Genomic DNA, 18,193 nt, shown 5'->3' on the forward strand with positions numbered 1-18,193 from the left:
ACCTCCGCCGCGGCCGCCACCCGCAGCGCGTCGACCCGCCGGCCGAGGACCTCGACCGCCGTGGTCACCTGCAGGAGGCCGCCGTCGTCGAGACCGCGCACCGCCGAGCACCGTAGGGATTCCCCGAGCCCCGCCGCGAGAGCATGCAGCTCCGCGACCGCCCGAGCCGCCGCGGACAGGCCGTGCGCGGCATCCGCTTCGGGGTGTTCCAGGAGGTTGGTCACGGGATAATTCTACCCTGACTAGAACCTGAAGACGAGAGTAGCTCACAAATATTGAATACTAGTTTCGTAGATATAAACGAATGAATCAGCGCCTTTCCACCGCCCGCGTGGCGACGGGGCGGCCATCTCAGGCCCTACGCACGCTCCAGTTCGTGGGCCAGCGCCTCAAGTTCGGCCCCTCCCGCCATCAGCGCGGTCATCTCTTCGATCGTGATCTCACTCTTGGCGAAATCGCCCATACTGGTGCCGCGCTGCAGCAGCAGGAAACGGTCGCCGACCGGATAGGCGTGGTGCGGATTGTGCGTGATGAAGACGACGCCGAGCCCGCGGTCCCTGGCCCGGGCGATGTACGAGAGCACCACCCCGGCCTGCTTGACCCCCAGGGCCGACGTGGGCTCGTCGAGAATGACGACCTTCGCCCCGAAATGCACGGCGCGTGCGATGGCGACGGATTGCCGTTCCCCGCCGGAAAGCGTTCCGATCGGCTGGTCCACGTCGCGCAGGTTGATGCCCATCCGGGCGAGCTCGTGATTGGTCGTGGCCCGCATGCCGGTGACATCGAGGCGCCGCAGCGGGCCTCGGCCTCGGGTGAGCTCGGAACCGAGGAAAAAGTTGCGCCACACCGGCATCAACGGCACCACGGCCAGGTCCTGGTAGACGGTGGCGATGCCGAGGGAGAGCGCCTCCCGCGGATGCGCGAATCGGCGCTCCACCCCGAAGACGCGCAGGGTGCCCTCCGAGTGCTGGTGGGCACCGGAGAGGATCTTGATGAACGTTGACTTGCCCGCGCCATTGTCGCCCAGCACGCAGAGCACTTCCCCGGCGCCGACGGATGCCGACACGCCCGCCAACGCCCGCACCGAACCGTAGGACTTCCCGATGTTGCGCACCTCGAGGATCGGCTCCGGACGGATCGGGGCCGGCGTCATGCGCGCACCCCGGACTGGCGGCGAACGAGCAGGTTGACCAGCACGGCGAGCAGCAGCATCCCGCCGAGAAATGCCTTGAGCCAATTGTTGTCCCACTGGGCGAACACGATGCCCTGCAGGGTCATCCCGTAGATCAGGGCTCCAAGGGCCGCGCCGATCGCCGATCCGTAACCGCCGGTGAGCAGGCATCCGCCCACGACGGCACAGATGATGTAGATGAATTCCTGGCCGACCCCGGTCGTGGCCTGCACGGTCGACACGTCGAAGAGCTGAAGCATGCCGACGAGCCAGCCGGCACCGGCCGTGGTCATGAACAGCCCGAGCTTGACCTTGAACACGGGAACGCCGACCTGCCGGGAGCTCGTGACCTGGCCGCCGACGGCGAAGATCCAGTTGCCGGGCCGGGTGCGCAACAGCACCCAGGTGGCCAGCGCGGTGAGCGCGATCCACCAGACGATCGAGATCTTGACGTCCATGCCCAGGAACGGGAACGAGGAGCCGAAGAAGACCTTGACCTGGTCGAACCCGAGCACCGCCCCCATCCCCTGAATGGCGACGCTGCCCGTGAAGAGTTTCGTCAACGCCAGGTTGCAGCCCTGCAGGATGAAGAAGGCCGCGAGGGTCACGATAAAGCTCGGCAGGCCGGTCTTCATGACGACCCAGGCGTTGCCGGCGCCGATCAAGAGCGCCACCGCGAGGGCCAGCACGAGGGCGAGCCAGATGTTCAGCTCCCACTGAGTGGTGACCACGCCGACGATGAGCCCCGTGGTGCCCGTCATCGCGCCCGCCGAGAGGTCGAACTCCCCGCCGATCATGAGCAGGGCGACGGCCACGGCCATGATGCCGAACAGGGAGGCCGAGTAGAGCCAGGTGGAGATGCCCGCGGGGGTCAGGAACGCCTGCGTGTAGAGCGAGAAGAAGAGGAAGATCGCCAGGGCCGCCACGAGCGCGCCGACCTCGGGCCTGCGCAGCAGGGTATGCAGCGGATGCGCCCTCGTCGGCCGTTCATCGATCCCCGCGCCCACAGCGACGGTCATCTCGTGCCGTTCTCCGCGAACTTCGCGACCTGGGCCGCGTTGTCCTTCGTCACGAAGCCCGGGCCTGAATAGACCGGCAGCCCGCCGCCGACGACGTCGCCGTTGCGCTTCTGCAGGGTGAGGAAGGTCACGGGAAGGTAGCCCTGAGAGTAAGGCTGCTGGTCGACCGCGAACAGCATCTTGCCGCCCTGGATGAGCCGGGTCACGTCGGCGGACACGTCGAACGTGGCCAGCGTGGCTGGGCTTTTCGCCTCGTCGATAGCCTGGCTCGCGGCCACGGCGACCCCGGTCTGCAGGGTGAGGACGGCGTCGATGGACGGGTCGGCCAGGAGTTTGCTCTTGATGGTGTTCTGGGCATCCGCGAGGTTGGCGACGTCGACCTGCACGTTGCTGACGTCCGCGCCGACCGTGTCGGCGGCACCCGTGCAGCGTTCTTCGAGCCCCGAGTTGCCGGCCTCGTGGATGATGCAGATCACGTTGGTCACGTTGGCGGCGGCCAGCTGTTCGCCGGCTCCCTGGCCCGCGATGAACTCGCTCTGGCCGACGTGGGTCTGGGCGCCGAATTCGACGGACTTCTCCAGGCCCGAGTTGATGGTGATCACTGGGATGCCGGCGGCAACGGCTTTCTCGACGGCGCTCTTCACGCCGTCGGGGTTCGCCATCGAGATGATGAGCCCGTCGGGCTGGGCCGCGATGGCCGCTTCGATCAGCTGGCTCTGCTTGACCGGGTCGCCGTCGCCCTGATACGTGACCGTGGCTCCGAGGTCGGTGCCTGCCTGCTCGGCGCCGCTCTTGACGACGTCCCAGAAGGAATCGCCCGCGGTGCCGTGGGTCACCACGGCGATGGTGACCGGCTCCCCTGCCGCTCCCCCGTCGGCATCCGTTTCCGTGGCGGTGCACCCCGTCAGCGCCAGCGACGCGACACCGAAAACGGCCAGCAGGCTGATCTTGAGCTTCATGTCTGAACTGTTCCCGACTGTCGTGCGGCGGCCTGAAACAGCGAGGGTTCGCCGGTGACCTGATGCATATCGAACTTACTGGACTGGGGGCCCGCTCGATTCAGATCGATTCGAACCAGTGGCATGAGTGACTCCTTCGTGACGATTCGTTCGGCGCACAGCCACGTGTGCCAGACACAAAAAAGCCCCCGGAACCGTGTGGTTCCGGGGGCTGATGGTTGCGGGGGCAGGATTTGAACCTACGACCTCTGGGTTATGAGCCCAGCGAGCTACCGAACTGCTCCACCCCGCGTTGCAAGAACAAACTTACCACAGCCTCGGGTTGTGAAACGCATGGTCAGACCTCAGAGGTGGTGGCCACGCTCTGGGTACTCCTGAAACCGCTTTCGATAGAGAGAGATTCACCCGTGACCGTTCTCACAGAAGTCCTGTCCGACACCGCCGCTTATGCCGAAGGCTTCGGCGACAAGTCCGGAAACTGATTCCGGACTTCCTGGGCGACCGCGCGCGACGCTGTGCCGGGGATGTCGACGTTCGTCGATTGCTCTCCCCACACCCTTCCATTGACGGTGGATCTGGGGTTCTATCAGCAGTGCCTGCACTTTCCCCCAGTACCCAACGAGGTATTCCGCATGCGCCGCAACCCGACTGCTGCCCGGCTTCTCGCCGTCATGTTCACTGTGATCATCGCTGGTGCGCTCTTGCTCACCGGCTACACCGGTGCATCCGCCCCGGCCGACGCTCACTCAAAGATGAATGTCGAGACGGCTCTGGCTCCGGCCGCCCTCTCGTCCACTCCGCTGCCGCGCACAGGGTGGACCGTGACCGCGAGTGACCAGGAAACCACCGGTGAGAACGGCGCAGCCGCCAACGTGCTCGACGGCAACGCCTCGACCTACTGGCACAGTAAGTGGAGCGGAACCGCGGTGCCGCTGCCCCATTCGATCACCATCGACATGCACAAAACCGACACCGTCGCAGCCCTGAAGTACCTGCCGCGCGTAAGCAGTTCGAATGGACGAATCGGCCGTTTCGAGATCCATGCCAGCCCGGATGGCACGAACTGGGGTGCCGCCGTCGCAACAGGAACCTGGGCCGACAACGCGTTGGAGAAGACGACGGGATTCACCCCTGTGGCGACACGTTTCATCCGGCTGACCGCGATCACGGAGGCAGGTAACCGCGGCCCCTGGACCAGCGCCGCCGAACTCCATCTGATCGCAGGAACAGGCACCACCCAGCCGCCCCCATCCGCGCCAGCGCCGGCGGCGCTCACCCGGACCGGCTGGATAGTGACGGCGAGCGACCAGGAGACAACCCGCGAAAGCGGCGGCGCCGCGAACGTGCTCGACGGCAACCTCACCACGATCTGGCACTCCCAGTACTCCCCCACGTTGATCCCGTTGCCGCACAGCATTGTTCTTGACATGCGGGCGATCAACGAGGTCTCCGGCTTCACCTACACCCCGAGGTCCGGCACGTCCCGGAACGGCACCATCGGCCAATACGCCATCGCCGTGAGCTCCGACGGAACGAGCTGGAGTGCACCGGTCGCCAGCGGAACCTGGGCTGACAACAGCCAGGCGAAGACCCTCACGTTCCCGGCTGTTCAGGCGCGATACGTTCGCCTGACCGCGACGACCGAGGCCGGCAATCGCGGACAGTGGACCACGGCGGCGGAGCTGAACGTGATTGGTCGCTCCCTCTCAGCGCCGCCGCCCGCTTCGACCCCCACGGGGTCGACAGGAAGCTGGGGTGCGACGATCGGTTTCCCGCTGGTTCCCGCGGCGGCAGCCCTCTTGCCCGGCAACAAAGTGCTCACCTGGTCCTCGTACTCCAACACGACCTTCGGCGGGGCCAACGGCAAGACCCAGACCGCCATCCTCGATCTGAACACCGGCGTGGTCACCCCGCTTACTGTCGCTAATACGGGGCACGACATGTTCTGCCCCGGGGTGTCCATCCTCCCGGACGGCAGGATCCTGATCAGCGGGGGGAGCAACGCCGCCTCGTCGACGATCTACGACCCGGCGAACAACACGTGGTCAGCCGCCACACCCATGAACATCCCGCGCGCCTATCAGTCGAACGTCACGCTCTCCAATGGGCAGGTGTTCCTTCTCGGCGGTTCCTGGGCGGGCGGCCAGGGCGGTAAGAACGGTGAAATCTGGTCGACTAGCGCCGGGTGGCGCGGGCTGGCCAACGCGCCTGTCGCACCGATCTTGACGAACGACCCGCAAGGGGTGTTCCGATCCGACAACCACGCGTGGCTGTTCGCGGTGGCCGACGGGAAGGTGTTCCATGCCGGCCCGAGCCGTCGGATGAACATGTACACGACCAGCAGCACCAGCGCTGTTCAGGATCTTGGTCTCCGGGCCGACAGTGGCGACGCGATGAACGGAAATGCGGTCATGTACGACGTCGGCAAGATACTCACCCTCGGTGGCTCGCCCGCGTACCAGGACAGTGACGCGACCGCGCGGGCCTATGCAATCGACATCAACAATGGTGTCAAGGTGACGCGAACCGGCGACATGGCGGCGCGACGGGCTTTCTTGAACTCCGTCGTGCTGCCCGACGGACAGGTTCTGGCATTGGGCGGTCAGGCGTACGCGAAGCCGTTCTCGGACGCAACGGCCGCCATGGCGCCTGAGGTTTGGAACCCGGCGACAGGCAAGTTCACCGCGCTCGCGCCGATGACTGCGCCGCGCACATATCACAGCGTGGGGCTACTGCTGCCTGATGCCCGGGTCTTCGTCGGCGGTGGCGGCCTCTGCGGCACCTGCACGACCAACCACCCGGACGGGCAAATATTCACCCCGCCCTACCTGCTCAACGCCGACGGCACCGCCCGCCCTCGTCCATCGATCACCACGGCGCCTACCGCTGCAGTGCGGGGTTCCACCATCCAGGTAACGACGTCCGGGCCCACACCAGCGTTCTCCCTCATCCGCATGAGCACAGTCACCCACTCGATCAACACTGACCAGCGTCGCATCCCACTCACGCCCACCGGCGTAACCGGCAATACCGCATCCCTGACGATTCCGTCCGATCCGGGAGTCGTGGTCCCCGGGCATTATCTCCTGTTCGCCATGGACGCTAACGGGGTGCCGAGCGTCGCCCAGACGATCCGGATCGGGTAGTCGAACTACGGCCCTGATGAATGTGGAGTAAGGGTGATGGCCTCCCCGACACTTTCTCTGAAAAGTCCGGACATTTACTGGCCCCTCTGAGTTAAAGCAGAAGGACCGGTGCAGCACTTCTGCTGAACCGGCCCTTCTGTGTATGTGATGAAAATCACGGTGGCATTGCCTGAAACGCCCTTGGTTGCGGGGGCAGGATTTGAACCTACGACCTCTGGGTTATGAGCCCAGCGAGCTACCGAACTGCTCCACCCCGCGCTACAAGATCCAATTTACCACAGCCTCCGGGGCGGTCCGACCACACGGGCTGCGGAATCGGCCGGCCCTGCCCGCGGAACGCGGATGCCGCGCCGTTCCGCGGGAGGCGTGCCCCCAGCGAAACGGCGCAGCACCCGCGCAGCGGATGAAGCGGCGAACGACTTGCTACTGGTCGAGCAGCACCAGCATCTCGGCGATCGCGTCGTTCAGTCTCTTGTCGGCTACCCCGTAGGCGGTGAAGTCACCGGTCGTCAGGGCCGCCTGCTTCTCGGTGACGGCCAGCTTGGCCACGGCGAGGAGCGACTTCAGCTGAGCATCCGTCGCGGGGTCACCGGTCGAGGTCGACGGGGTGGTTTCGCCTTCGGCAGGGGCCTCGCCCTCCACGGGCGTCACGGACGGCGGCACATCGGTGTCTCCGGCGCTGGCGCCGGAGTCGCCGCCGAAGAGCACGTCAAGCGCCTTGTCCAGCGTGTCCTCGAACGCGATCTGGTCTCCGAAGGCAACGAGCACCTTCTGCAGCAGCGGGTAGCTGGTCTCACCCGTGGACTGCACGTAGACCGGCTGCACGTAAAGCAGGCCGCCACCCACAGGCACGGTGAGCAGGTTACCGTTGAGCACCTTCGACTGGCCCTGCTTGAGCAGGTTCAACTGGGTGGACACGGTCGGGTCGGCGTTGAACTTCGCCTGCACCTGGCCGGGGCCGGGCACGGTCACGTCCTTCGGCAGGTTAAGCAGGCGGAGCTTGCCGTAGCCTTCAGCCCGCTTCCCGTCGGTCGATCCGGCATCCGCGTCTACCGCGAGGTAGCCGGTCAGAACGTTTCGGCTCGTCGCGCCGCTCGCGTCCGGGATGAACGTGGTGTACAGCGAGAAAGCCGGCTTCTCCTGGCCCGGAACCTGCATGGTCAGGTAGTAGGGCGGCTGTAGGGTCGTGTTCGTCGACGGCGACACCGGGTCGTTCGGCGTCGTCCAGGCGTCGTCGACCGAGTAGAAGGAACCAGGGTCGGTGACGTGGTACTTGCCCAGAACCCGGCGCTGCACCTTGAACATGTCCGCCGGGTAGCGAACGTGGCTCATCAGGTCGCCGCTCATCTCGGACATCGGCTTGACGGTCGTCGGGAAGATCTTCTGCCAGGTCTTGAGCAACGGATCCTCGTCGTCCCAGGCGTAGAGGGTGACCTTGCCGTCGTAGGCGTCGACCGTGGCCTTGACCGAGTTTCGCATGTAGTTGATGTTGTCGAGCGCGAATGGCTGCGGGGGCGTTTCCGTGTCAGCGATCGCGTCGCTCAGGCCCACGGAGGTGGAGTACGGGTAGTCGGCCGAGGTGGTGTAGCCGTCGACGATCCACTTGACCTTGCCGTCGACGATCGACGGATAGGCGTCGGAGTCGAGGGTGAGGTACGGAGCCACCTTCTGCACCCGGGTGACCGGGTCGCGGTCGTAGAGGATCTGAGACTTCTCGTTCACGGCGTTGGCCAGGAAGATCTGCTCCGACTGGAACTTGAGCGCGTAGATCAACTTGCTGAATGCGCTGTCGAGCTTCGGCCCGCCGTCGCCGTCGAAGGTCGTATAGGTCTGCTGCGCGCCATCCGTTCCCGACGGGTAGTCGAGCTCGACCGGCTTGCTGTCCTTGGGCGCACCCACGATGGAATACGGCGCCGATGTCTCGCCGAAGTAAATCCGCGGCTCATAGTCGGGCAATGACCCGGTGGTCGGGATGCCGGACTCGAGGAACACGGGCTGGCCGTCGGCCGAGCGCTGGTTGCCGTAGGCCGCCACGACGCCGTAGCCGTGCGTGTAGACCACGGTCGAGTTAACCCAGGTGTTGCCGGCGTTCAAGCCGGCCAGGTTGAGGTCGCGCACGGTGACCACTGTGTCCTGGGACTTGCCGTCAATCGTGTACCGGTCGACGTCGAGGTTCTTCGGGAACTGGTAATACTGCTTGAACTGCTCGAGCTGGGAGAACGCGTCGCTGACCAGAGCAGGGTCGAGAATGCGGATGTTAGCGGTAGTCTCAGCGTCGGCGCGCAGGGCGCCGGGCTCAGCCGTCGTGCTCGCGTTGTACGGAATCTCTTCCACATCCGCCAGGTCGTAGGCGTCGCGGGTGAGGTCGATGTTGCGTTGAATATAGGGTTCTTCGAGCGTCTTGGCGCTCGGCACCACCTGGAAGCGCTGCACGACCCACGGGTACAGCGAGCCGAGCAGGAGGCTGCTCACGATCAACAGCGCGGTGCCGACAATGGGCAGGCGCCAGCGGCCGATGAAGGCCGTGAGGAGAAACAGGATAGAGACGACGGCGGCGATTCCGGCCAGGATGGCGCGGCCCGGAATCGTGGCGTTCACGTCGGTGTAGCCGGCGCCGGTAATGATGTCGTTGGTGTTGGTCAGCGTGGAGTACTGGTCGAGCCAGATGCTCACGGCCTGCAGCATCAGGTAGAGGGCTGCCGTGATGGCAATCTGGATGCGGGCGGCCTTGGAAACGATGACCTCGCGCCCGCTCACCCTGATCGAGCCATACAGGTAGCTCGTAGCCGCGGCGACGAGGGCCGAGATGAGCACCACGGCCGACGCGAAGCCGAGCACGGAGTGGAGGAAGGGGAGATCGAACAGATAGAACGAGATGTCCAGTTTGAACTGGGGGTCAACTCGGCCGGTGTCCGTGCGGTTCAGCCACATCAGAACGACCTGCCAGCGGGTGGCCGCGGCAACGCCGGCGAACAGACCCAGCAGAGCCGGGATGCCGTACATGGCGAGGCGGCGCAGCGGCTCGATGACCTGCTGGTAGCGGTCGAGCTGCGAGTTGAGCTTCGCATAGACCGGCCGCAAGCGGTAAGCGATCTGGATGCTCGCCCAGACGGGGACCGCCATCGCTACGAACCCGATCAGAAACAGCACGGCACCGGCGAACCACTGCGTGGTCAGCACGGTGAGGAAACCCAGCTGGTCGAACCAGAGAACGTCGGCATAGAGCCCGGCGAAAACGAAGAAGATGATCACCAGCCCCGCGATAATCGCTGCCGTAATGGCAAGGGGAGCACGGCTGCGCTGTGGCGCGGGAGCACTACGGGCTTGTTGTGACGTCACGAATTGGCCTCTTGATCTCGAAATCGGCGGTCAACGTTCATTCTAGACAGCCGCCCCGAACGAAAGCCGCACTTTCGCTGGGCAGCGACCCGGGGTTAGCCGAGTGCGCACTGCTCCAGTGCGTCGGTGTCCGAACCGGTGCGGATGGCGTCCAGCGCGGCCAGCGCGTCGTCGAGGGTGTCAACGGAGAAGACCGTCATCCCGTCGGGCACGTGCCCGGTGACCTCGTCGCAGTTGTCGGCGGGCGCGAGAAACCAATCGGCGCCGCTCTGGTCGGCACCGATCAGCTTCTGTCGGATACCGCCGATCTGACCCACCTCGCCGGCCTGGTTTATCGTGCCGGTACCGGCGACATCCGCACCGCCCTGAATAAAGCCGGAGGTGAGCGTGTCGATGATGCCGAGGGCGAACATCATGCCCGCGCTCGGCCCGCCGACCGAGTCGAGCTCGATCGTGACGTCGAAGGGGAAGTCGTAGTCGCTCGTCACATTGATGCCCACCACGACGGCGTCGCCCGATTCAACCGGGGTGACCTGCACCGTCGCGCTGGCGCCGTCCCGGAAGATTCCGATGGAGGCGGCGTCGTCGACACCGTTTCGCGTCAGCGCGTCCCGCAGGGCCGTGATGTCGGCGACTTCTTCACCGTTCACCGAGACCACCTCGTCGCCGGCTTCGATGGCTCCCTCGGCGGGCGAGTCGCCCGGCAGGGAGACGACCGAGAGGATCGTCGGGTAGTCATAGTCGAGGCTGGTCAGAGCGGCGGCGATCGCATCCTGCTGCGAATTCACCATCTGCGCCTGGGTCTGCTCCTCGCGCTGCTTCGTGCTCACGTCGGGCGGGAACGCCGACTCGATCGGGATCACGGCCTGGTTCGGGTCGAGCCAGGCGGCGGCGACCGTCAGCCAGCTCGGCCGGTTGTCGGGGTTGCCCACCAGTGACACGGTCAGCAGGTCGAGGCTGCCCTCGGTCGGGTAAATGGGTTCGCCGGAGATGGAGATGAGCGGCACCTGCTTGCCGTCCTGTTCGGCCGTGCCGATGGTGTTGTAGACCGGTCCTGGCTTCTCGATCACATACGGTGACGGCGTCACGGCGAGGATGAGGCCGATGACCATCGCGATCCCGAGCACCACCCAGCCTGCCCCGACGGCGCGCGCGGATCGGTCGGGCGGCTGTACTGGGTGATCGGTGAAGAGGGCCACCGGTCTCCTTCCAGGGATTGTGCTGGCTGTTCGCGGCAGGCGGACACCGGTTTACCAGCGTAGGTCATTTCCCAGTCCGCGCCGGGGATCTCCGGCTAGCGTAGGAGGACGCGACTGAGAGGTGCCTGAAGTGGCCGACGACGACTCCCGACCCGACGAGGGTCACAATCCCGAAGATGAGTTTCGGGACATGCTGCGCGACATCCTGAGTGGGAAGTCGTCCATCGACCCGAGCCAGCTGGCCGGCGCGGCGGGGCTTCCCAGCGACCCGGCGAGCATATCCGCGCTGATGAATCAGTTGCAGGGTGCTCTGCGCGGCGGCGGCGACGGATCCATCAATTGGGATGCCGCCCTCAACCAGGGCCAGGAGCGCGCGGCTCAGAGTCAGCTCGACGTGACCTCGGCCGAACGCGCCGCCCTCGACCAGGCATTCCACATCGCCTCCCTCTGGCTGGACGAGGTGATCTCGGTCGCCGAGCTCACCACCCCTCCGCGCCTGATGACCCGTAAGGAATGGGTCTCCGCGACCATGCCGCTCTGGACCCAGCTCGCCGAGCCCGTCGCGACCAGCATCTCCGACTCCCTGACCCGGGTGCTCACCGATCAGGCCCCGGAAGAGCTCAAGGGCATGATGGCCGGTGCCGGCCAGGTGATGCGCAGCATCGGCGGCACCCTGTTCGCCATGCAGCTCGGCCAGGTCGTGGGTCAGCTGTCCAGCGAAGTCGTCTCCGGTGGAGACGTCGGAATCCCTCTGCTCAGCGACCAGCAGGCCGCTTTGCTCCCCCAGAACGTGGCCGCGTTCGGGGAAGGCCTCGACGTTCCCGCCGACCAGGTGCAGATCTACCTCGCGGTGCGCGAAATCGCCCACGCGCGCCTCTTCCGCCACTCCCGCTGGCTGCGCCTGCACCTGATCAGCTCGATCACCGACTTCGCCCGCGGCATCCACATCGACTCAAGCCGCCTCGAGCAGCTGGCCGACGGCTTCGACCCGGCCAACCCGGAAGAACTGCGCGCCGCCATGGTCGACGGCTCGCTGATCCCGCCGAAGAGCGAGGCCCAGCTGGCCGCGCTCTCCCGGCTCGAAACGATGCTCGCCCTGATCGAGGGCTGGGTCGATGTCGTCACCCTCGAGGCCACGAGCCGGCTGCCCCGCGCGGACGCGATCGCCGAGACGGTGAAGCGGCGCCGGGCATCCGGTGGGCCCGCCGAGTCGGCGTTCGCCACCCTGGTCGGGCTCGAGCTGCGCCCCCGGCGCCTGCGCGAGGCCGCCGCCCTGTGGCAGGCCGTGACGGATGCCGTGGGCAACGAGAAGCGCGACGAGCTGTGGGCCCACCCGGACCTTCTGCCCTCGTCAGCGGACCTCGACGACCCACAGGCCCTCGTGGCCCGCCTGACCAGCTCGGCAGCCGGGGTTGAGCCGGTCCTCGACGAGGTGGACCAGGCCCTGGAAGACCTGTTGCGCGACGACGACACCGAGCGGCCGCACGAGGCGTAGCCCGGCTGGCGCGGGCTAGATCAGGCCCTTCGTGTGCCAGATCGTCTTCGTTTCGGTAAACGCCAGGACGCGCGCCAGGGAGGGACTCGCGGCATCCGGACCGTTCTCGGGCTGCAGCACCCGGGTGAGGGTCTCGGCCGCGTCGATCTCGAGGTGGATCCAGTCGAGATCGCCGGCGCCAACCAGGTCGAGGGCGTTGACGTCGGCGTGGCTGGCCAGCCACGGCGCCATCTCGGCGGGAGACCCGGTGAGGATGTTGACTACGCCGCCGGGCACGTCACTAGTGGCGAGCACCTCGCCCAGGCTGATCGCCGAGAGCGGCATGGCCTCGTTCGCGACGACGACCACGGTGTTGCCTGAGACCAGCGCCGGGGCGACCGCGCTGACGAGACCGAGGAGGGAACCCCCGGTCTGCGGCGCGATGATGGCGACGACGCCCGTGGGCTCCGGCACCGAGAGGTTGAAGTAGGGTCCCGAAACCGGGTTGGCGTTGCCGGCCACCTGCAGGTACTTGTCGGCCCAGCCGGCGTACCAGACCCAGCGGTCGATGGCCTCGTCGACCTGGGCGGATGCTGCCGCGGTGCTCACGCCTTCCGACTGCACGATTTCGGCGACGAACTGGGCCCGGCGCCCCTCGAGCAACTCCGCGATGCGGTAAAGCACCTGGCCGCGGTTGTAGGCCGTGGCGCCGGCCCAGCCGCCGAGGGCCGAGCGGGCGGCGACGACGGCGTCCCGGGCATCCTTGCGGCTGGCCTTCGCGGCGTTGGCGAGGAATTCCCCGTCGTGGGAACGGATCTCGTAGACCCGGCCCGACTCACTGCGCGGGAACTTGCCGCCGTGGTAGAGCTTGTAGGTCTTGGGAACGGCGAGGCGGGTCACTTGGCTGCCTTCTTTCGGGAAACGGGGGTCTTCTCCGCGGCCGGCGAAGCAACGGCCGGTGCGATGGATGCCGCGGGCGCGGCCGTCACGGTGCGCGCGGCCGCGCGACCGGCGGCGGGCTTGAGGTATGCGGCAAGCCCGTGGCGGCCGCCCTCGCGCCCGTAGCCGGACTCCTTGTAGCCGCCGAATGGGCTGGCCGGGTCGAAGCGGTTGAACGTGTTCGCCCAGATCACGCCGGCACGCAACTTGTCGGCGACGGCCAGCATCCGGCTGCCCTTCTCGGTCCAGATTCCGGCGGACAGTCCGTACGGCGTGTTGTTCGCCTTGGCGATGGCCTCGGCCGGGGTGCGGAAAGTCAGCACGGAGAGCACCGGGCCGAATACCTCGTCACGGGCGATGCGGTGGCTGGTGGAGACGTTGGTGAAGATGGTCGGCCTGAACCAGAAGCCGGCCTCGGGCAGCACGCAGTCCGGGCTCCAGCGCTCGGCGCCTTCCTGCTCGCCGATGTCGGTGAGCTCCCGGATGCGCGCCAGCTGCTCGGCGCTGTTGATGGCGCCGATGTCGGTGTTCTTGTCCATCGGGTCGCCGAGGCGCAGCGTGGACAGGCGCGCCTTGAGGCGGTCGATGACATCGTCGTGGATCGACTCCTGCACGAGCAGGCGGCTGCCCGCGCAGCAGACGTGGCCCTGGTTGAAGAAGATGCCGTTGACGATGCCCTCGATCGCCTGGTCAATGGGCGCGTCGTCGAAGACGATGTTCGCGGCCTTGCCGCCGAGCTCGAGGATGACCTTCTTGTCGGTTCCGGCGACCGAGCGGGCGATGGCCCGGCCGGCGCCGGTGGAGCCGGTGAACGCGACGAGGTTGACCCCGGGGTGCCCGACGAGGGCCTTGCCGGTGTCGCGGCCGCCCGTGACGATGTTGACAACGCCGGCGGGCAGGTCGGCCTGCTGCAGGATCTCGGCGAACAGCAGCGCGGTCAGGGAGGTGGTCTCAGCCGGCTTGAGCACGACCGTGTTGCCGGCGGCGAGGGCCGGGGCGATCTTCCAAGCCAGCATCAGCAGGGGGAAGTTCCACGGGATCACCTGGGCGGCGACGCCCCGCGCGGACGGCGTGGGGCCGACCCCGGCGTGGTCGAGCTTGTCGGCCCAGCCGGCGTAGTAGAAAAACCAGGCGGCAACCAGAGGCACGTCGACGTCGCGGCTCTCCTTGATCGGCTTGCCGTTGTCGAGGGTCTCGGCGACGGCAAGCTCACGGGCCCGCTCCTGCACAAGGCGGGCGATGCGGAACAGGTACTTGCCGCGATCGCTGCCGGAGAGCTTCGACCAGGTCTTGTCGTAGGCGCGACGGGCGGCGGCCACCGCCGCGTCGACATCCGCCGCGTCGGCGTGGGCGATCATTGCGATCTGCTTCTCGGTGGCCGGGTTGATGCTCTGGAACGGCTCACCCCGACCGGCGACGAACTCCCCGTCGATGAAGAGTCCGTAGTCCCCCCGAAGGTTCAGCACGGCCTGGGACTCCGGGGCCGGAGCGTAGTCAAGAAAGCTCATGGTTATTCCAATCAAGGTTGATCGAGTTGTCGGTGATCGAGCTTGTCGAGATTCAATCGATCGTCACGTAGTCAAGGCCGGAGTAGTGTCCGGAGGTCATCTTCTGGCGCTGCATCAGCACGTCGTTCAGCAGGCTCGACGCCCCGAACCGGAACAGGCTCGGCGTGAGCCATTCCTCGCCCACGGTTTCGGCGACGGTCACGATGTACTTGGTGGCGTCTTTAGACGTACGAATGCCGCCGGCCGGCTTCACACCGACCTTCGCCCCGGTGAGGCGATGCCAGTCGCGCACGACCTCGAGCATGGAGAGGGTCACGGGCAGGGTGGCCGCGACGGGCACCTTGCCGGTGGAGGTCTTGATGAAGTCGCCGCCGGCCAGGATGGCCAGCCACGACGCGCGGCGCACGTTGTCGTAGGTAGTGAGCTCCCCGGTCTCGAGGATCACCTTGAGGTGGGCGAAACTGCCGTCGGGACGGCGGCAGCTCTGCTTGACCGCCACGATCTCGTCGTAGACCTGGCCGAACCTGCCGGACAGGAACGCACCACGGTCGATGACCATGTCGATCTCGTCGGCGCCGGCCGCGACGGCGTCGTGCACGTCGGCCAGCTTGATCGCGAGGGACGCGCGCCCACTCGGGAACGCGGTCGCGACGGCGGCGACGTTCACGCCGGCATCCGTGCCCGCGGAGTGCGCGGAGCCGAGAGCGGCGACGGCGTGCGGCACCATGTCGCCGTAGACGCAGACCGCGGCCACGCGAGGGCAGCTGAGGTCGCCGGCGTCGGGCGTGAGGGCTTTGCCGACCAGGGACTTCACCTTGCCGGGGGTATCGGCCCCCTCGAGGGTGGTGAGGTCGATCAGGCTGATGATCTTGTCGATCGCCCACTTCTTCGAGCTGGTCTTGATCGAGCGGGTGCCGAGGTCGGAGGCACGCTGCTCCAAGCCGACGGCGTCGATGCCGGGGATGCCGTGCAGGTAACGCCGCAGATTCGCATCCGTGGCTTCGCCGCCGATGAGCGCCAGGGCGCGTTCCCCGGTGTTCAGCTGGGCCATGGCCGTTTGGCTGGTAGTCATGAATTGTCCTTGCGGTCGGGGTGCGGTCATGCGTTTTCGCCGAGGATGGCGAGTGCGGTGTCTTCGTCGGTGACGAGCACTGTGCACAGGCCGCTGCCGACGACGGCGCGGGCGATGGAGTGTTTGGAGCCTCCGGTGATCACGGCGATGGCGGTCTTCGCGTGACGCAGCGCTTCGAGCTGGATGCCGACGGTCCGGCCGTTGAGTTCCGGGTCGACGATGTTGCCGTTGCTGTCGATGTACCGGCCGACGATGTCGCCGACCGCGCCCTTGCGTACGAGCTCGGCGACCTGTTCCGCGGTGAGGTAGCCGCTGTCGACGAGAGCCGAGTTTTGGTCGGCCTGGCCGGCGCTGAACAGGTAGGCGGATGCCGCGGCGCCGAGGTTCAGCACGGCGGCGACGGAGCGGTCGGCTTCGATCGCGGTCTTGGTGTCGAGGCGCTCGAGGATGGCGGGGCTCGGCAGCAGCGTCGCCGCCCCCGAGGCCTTGTGAGCGATGGTGACGGCCGTCGCGGCTGCGGTGCCGGCGCGCCGGTTGAGGCTGACTCCGCCGTTGATCTGCACGACGTTGACGCCGCTGGCCCAGCCCTGGGTCAGGTGCAGCGACACCTCGTGCAGGGTGCGGCCCCAGCTGATGCCGAACGTTCGCGGCACCGGGCGGAGGCCCGTGAGGTAGTCGGCGGCAGCTTGGGCGGTGCGGGACTGGAGTTCCTCGTCAGTGGAGACGCCGGCGGAGGAGACGACGATGGCATCCGTCAGCTGCGTGGTCTCGCGCAGCCGGCGTTCGATGGAGAGGCGACGGGCGCGCGGGTGCACGATTTCGATGCGAATGAAGCCACTGGCCTTGGCCTGAGCGAGGAGCCGGCCCACCTTCCAGCGGGTGAGGCGGAGAACGGTGCCGATTTCGTCCTGCGTCTTGTTTTCCTCATAGTAGAGCTCGGCCGCGCGAATGGATAAGAGTTCGTCGGTGTCCGTCATGGTGCTCCGTTCCGTTCGGGTCCAGCCTAAGTCGCCGGTCTCCCCCGATCAACGCCTGTTGGTCATGTTGCTCATCTGCGCATTCGAGCATCGACCCTGCAACTCTGCACGCCCTAGGCTGATGTCATGCCCACCAGCTACGCTCTCGCCGTCGACCTCGGCGGCACCAAGGTTGAAGCCGCACTCGTCGACGAGCAGGGGGTCGTGCTCGCCGCCAGCCGGCACCGCGCCCCCACCGGCCCGGTGAAAACCGCCGAGGAACTCGCGGACAGTGTACGGACCGTCGTCACCCGCGCCCGAGCGAGCCTGCCGGCCGGAGACGCCCTCCTCGGCGTCGGCATCGGCACCGCCGGACCGATCACCGTGGACACGGGCACAGTCTCTCCGTTGAATCTGCCGGCCTGGCGGGATTACCCCTTACGGGACTGTGTCGCGGCCCTCGTCCCCGAGGCGCCCGTGCGCCTGCGCCTGGACGGCCTCTGCATCACGCTCGCCGAGCACTGGCTCGGCGCCGGGAGGGGCGCCGACAGCCTGATGGGCATGGTCGTGTCCACCGGCGTCGGCGGCGGCCTGATCCTGGGTGGGTCCACCGTTTCCGGGCCCACCGGCAACGCCGGGCACATCGGGCACATCGAAGTCGGCGGGTTCGACGACGCCTGCGCCTGCGGCGGCACCGGATGCCTCGAGGCCGTCGCATCCGGACCGCGCACCGTGGCCTGGGCGCGCGCCGAGGGCTGGTCGGGCCTCACCGGCGAAGACCTCTCGGGCGCGTACGCCGCGGGAGACCCGATCGCGATCAGTGCGGTCAAGCGCTGCGGCCAGGCCATCGGCCAGGCGATCGCCTCCGCGACGAACCTCGTGGACCTCGACGTGGTGGCGATCGGCGGCGGCTTCTCACACGTCACGCCGGACCTGTTCGACTACGTGCGAGCGGCCGTCGCCGAGCGCACGGTGTTCTCCTTCGCGACCCGGGTGCGCGTCGTCGCATCCGCTCTCTCCGGTGACGGCCCACTGATCGGCGCCGCGGCGCTCATCCACCGCGCCGATCTGGTCGCCTGAGGCACCCGCGCCCGCGCGCCCTTCGCCCGCCCGCGCGCCCGCCCGCCCGCCCCTGAACCAATTCGACGGAGATTTTGCTCTCGACCGGCATTGAGACCGGTCTCACCCGTTTTTTCGCCAGAATCTCCGTCGAATTCGGCAGGCCGCGCGGGGCACTGGGCGGGCAGCGGGGCACTGAGCGGGCAGGACAGCACGGCGCCGGCGAGCGTAGCGGCCAGGGCGGCGCCGATCAGGAAGGCGAGCGGCCAGGTCCAGCCGCCGGTCAGCTGGTGCAGCAGCCCGAAAAGCAGCGGCCCGACCAAGTAGCCGACTCTCAACAGCGAGATGCCCG

At 67.1% G+C, this 18,193-nt stretch carries 13 protein-coding genes and 2 tRNA genes; 3 read left to right on the forward strand and 12 right to left on the reverse strand.

Translation table 11 applies throughout. The features are described 5' to 3' along the window. The 5 genes from CXY81_RS01420 to CXY81_RS01440 form a co-directional block, all read right to left on the reverse strand. Nucleotides 1–224, reverse strand: a 224-nt coding sequence (locus tag CXY81_RS01420) for a hypothetical protein (protein ID WP_146067581.1), incomplete at its 3' end; no start/stop codon positions are given. A gap of 134 nt (nucleotides 225–358) precedes the next feature. Then, nucleotides 359–1,153, reverse strand: coding sequence for an ATP-binding cassette domain-containing protein (locus CXY81_RS01425; protein ID WP_104171545.1), 795 nt, complete (start codon nucleotides 1,151–1,153; stop codon nucleotides 359–361). Continuing rightward, on the reverse strand, nucleotides 1,150–2,190 hold the full coding sequence (locus CXY81_RS01430) for an ABC transporter permease (RefSeq protein WP_104193737.1): 1,041 nt from the start codon (nucleotides 2,188–2,190) through the stop codon (nucleotides 1,150–1,152). Before CXY81_RS01430 ends, CXY81_RS01425 begins: the two co-directional genes overlap by 4 nt. After that, entirely contained in the window at nucleotides 2,187–3,149 is a 963-nt protein-coding gene (locus CXY81_RS01435; protein WP_104193738.1) for a sugar ABC transporter substrate-binding protein, read from the reverse strand. The genes CXY81_RS01430 and CXY81_RS01435 overlap by 4 nt, the downstream gene beginning before the upstream one ends. Before the next feature lie 215 nt (nucleotides 3,150–3,364). After that, a tRNA-Met gene (locus CXY81_RS01440) sits at nucleotides 3,365–3,441 on the reverse strand. A 340-nt stretch (nucleotides 3,442–3,781) separates the two neighbouring features. Here CXY81_RS01440 and CXY81_RS01445 point away from each other — a divergent pair. Beyond that, nucleotides 3,782–6,295 (forward strand): discoidin domain-containing protein, encoded by a 2,514-nt coding sequence (locus tag CXY81_RS01445; protein ID WP_199182901.1) that lies wholly within the window; start codon nucleotides 3,782–3,784, stop codon nucleotides 6,293–6,295. A 181-nt stretch (nucleotides 6,296–6,476) separates the two neighbouring features. On the opposite strand, the gene CXY81_RS01450 is transcribed toward CXY81_RS01445, so the two are convergent. From CXY81_RS01450 to CXY81_RS01460, 3 genes are all read right to left on the reverse strand, one after another. Beyond that, a tRNA-Met gene (locus CXY81_RS01450) sits at nucleotides 6,477–6,553 on the reverse strand. A 165-nt stretch (nucleotides 6,554–6,718) separates the two neighbouring features. Further along, the gene (locus CXY81_RS01455) at nucleotides 6,719–9,634 is read right to left on the reverse strand and encodes a UPF0182 family protein (RefSeq protein WP_174843675.1); all 2,916 of its coding nucleotides are present in this window, start codon (nucleotides 9,632–9,634) and stop codon (nucleotides 6,719–6,721) included. A gap of 95 nt (nucleotides 9,635–9,729) precedes the next feature. After that, on the reverse strand, nucleotides 9,730–10,833 hold the full coding sequence (locus tag CXY81_RS01460) for a PDZ domain-containing protein (protein ID WP_104171542.1): 1,104 nt from the start codon (nucleotides 10,831–10,833) through the stop codon (nucleotides 9,730–9,732). A 130-nt stretch (nucleotides 10,834–10,963) separates the two neighbouring features. On the opposite strand from CXY81_RS01460, the gene CXY81_RS01465 reads away from it, so the two are divergent. Beyond that, nucleotides 10,964–12,328 (forward strand): zinc-dependent metalloprotease, encoded by a 1,365-nt coding sequence (locus CXY81_RS01465; RefSeq protein ID WP_369827945.1) that lies wholly within the window; start codon nucleotides 10,964–10,966, stop codon nucleotides 12,326–12,328. 15 nt (nucleotides 12,329–12,343) lie between these two features. Here the strand turns inward: CXY81_RS01465 and CXY81_RS01470 are convergent, their stop codons facing one another. The 4 genes from CXY81_RS01470 to CXY81_RS01485 are packed head-to-tail and all read right to left on the reverse strand — an operon-like array spanning nucleotide 12,344 to nucleotide 16,803. Continuing rightward, the gene (locus CXY81_RS01470) at nucleotides 12,344–13,207 is read right to left on the reverse strand and encodes an aldehyde dehydrogenase family protein (protein ID WP_104193739.1); all 864 of its coding nucleotides are present in this window, start codon (nucleotides 13,205–13,207) and stop codon (nucleotides 12,344–12,346) included. Continuing rightward, complete coding sequence (locus CXY81_RS01475) at nucleotides 13,204–14,754, reverse strand: aldehyde dehydrogenase family protein (RefSeq protein WP_104100252.1); 1,551 nt, start codon at nucleotides 14,752–14,754, stop codon at nucleotides 13,204–13,206. The genes CXY81_RS01470 and CXY81_RS01475 overlap by 4 nt, the downstream gene beginning before the upstream one ends. 52 nt (nucleotides 14,755–14,806) lie before the next feature. After that, the gene (gene deoC, locus CXY81_RS01480) at nucleotides 14,807–15,826 is read right to left on the reverse strand and encodes a deoxyribose-phosphate aldolase (RefSeq protein WP_104171540.1); all 1,020 of its coding nucleotides are present in this window, start codon (nucleotides 15,824–15,826) and stop codon (nucleotides 14,807–14,809) included. A gap of 26 nt (nucleotides 15,827–15,852) precedes the next feature. Next, nucleotides 15,853–16,803 (reverse strand): sugar-binding transcriptional regulator, encoded by a 951-nt coding sequence (locus CXY81_RS01485; protein WP_104171539.1) that lies wholly within the window; start codon nucleotides 16,801–16,803, stop codon nucleotides 15,853–15,855. Nucleotides 16,804–16,929: 126 nt separating this feature from the next. Between CXY81_RS01485 and CXY81_RS01490 the strand changes: the two genes are divergently transcribed. Further along, a complete protein-coding gene (locus tag CXY81_RS01490) occupies nucleotides 16,930–17,862 on the forward strand; it encodes an ROK family protein (protein ID WP_104193740.1) in 933 nt (310 codons plus the stop codon). The last annotated feature ends 331 nt before the right edge of the window (nucleotides 17,863–18,193 follow it).

This window comes from Cryobacterium sp. M25, from assembly GCF_002929635.1.
Lineage (GTDB): Bacteria > Actinomycetota > Actinomycetes > Actinomycetales > Microbacteriaceae > Cryobacterium > Cryobacterium sandaracinum.